The organism is Ruegeria sp. AH12 (assembly GCF_056541465.1).
Genome location: NZ_JBQFYL010000079.1, coordinates 1 through 1,132, shown reverse-complemented (window position 1 = coordinate 1,132; position 1,132 = coordinate 1). Strand labels below are relative to the sequence as shown.

Below are 1,132 nucleotides of genomic sequence, written 5' to 3'. Positions count from 1 at the left end.
TCCATCAAAGTGTTCGCATGCTGATAGGATTGAATAGCTGGTTCAGCAGCCGGAAGCCGATGCCGAACGGCCTCGTAGGCGTCGAAAGCCTCTTGGGTCGTGAAGCGGCTCAAATAATTGCCCCTCGTACTTTGGCAGACACCCATTCGCTGATCATGACGGCAATCAGAATGACGATCAGGATAAGGCTGACCTGCGGCCATGCCAGAACGTTCAGCGACGCCGACAATTGCAGCCCGATGCCGCCTGCGCCCACAAGGCCAAGAACCGTAGACTCGCGAATATTGATGTCCCAGCGGAATACGGCGATCCCGGCAAAGGCGGGCAATATTTGCGGGACGATTCCATATGCCATGACCTGCCAGCGGGATGCGCCGGTGGCGGTGATGGCTTCGACTTGGGTGTGATCAATTTCCTCGATGGCTTCATAGAGAAGCTTGGCGCAGAAGCCGATCGAACGAATGGCTATGGCGATAACACCTGCGAATACTCCGGGTCCAATGATTGCGATTAACAAAAGCGCCCAGATTAGCGAGTTGATCGAGCGGGTTGAGACGATGATCAGTAACGCGATGGGGCGGATGAACACGGCCGACGGCGTGGTGTTGCGGGCGGCCAGAAAGGCGACCGGTACGGCAAGGAACAGCGCAATGATCGTACCAAGTGTGGCGATGTTCAGCGTGTCCCAGATCGGGCGGCCTAACTGCGTGATGTAATCCCACTTTGGTGGTGTCGCGCGGGTCCAGATATCGTTCGCGATCCGGGGTGCGTCCCACACAAAGAACCATGTCGTCGAGGCCGAGATGATCTGCCAGCAGTAGACAAAGACCGCCACACCCAACAGCCAGCAAAACCAACGCACAAGGCTTTGACCGGTCGTGCGTCTGCGCCAGATTTGCGTACCTTCATGTTCAAGCACTGGCATTACTGGACCCTCGCGCGGATGATACCCGAGAGGTATTCGAGCGCCATGACGATCCCGATGATCAGGATCAGAATGGCTGCCGCAGTGCCATACTCATAACGGTCAAACGCCGTATTCAGCGTGGCCCCAATGCCGCCGGCCCCCACAAGCCCAAGAATTGCACTTTCGCGAAAGTTGATATCGATCCTGTACATCGACAGCCCGACC

General features: G+C 56.8%; 2 protein-coding genes. Both read right to left on the bottom strand.

Going from position 1 to position 1,132, the window contains the following annotated elements; translation table 11 throughout:
• Positions 1-109: 109 nt before the first annotated feature.
• Positions 110-925 carry a phosphonate ABC transporter, permease protein PhnE gene (phnE, locus tag ACR0EL_RS21740; protein ID WP_170396234.1) on the bottom strand — a complete coding sequence of 272 codons (816 nt, stop codon included), beginning with the start codon at positions 923-925 and terminating at the stop codon, positions 110-112.
• The coding region (locus ACR0EL_RS21735) for a PhnE/PtxC family ABC transporter permease (RefSeq protein WP_480502254.1) at positions 925-1,132 on the bottom strand (208 nt) is incomplete at its 5' end. The genes ACR0EL_RS21735 and phnE, both read right to left, overlap by 1 nt.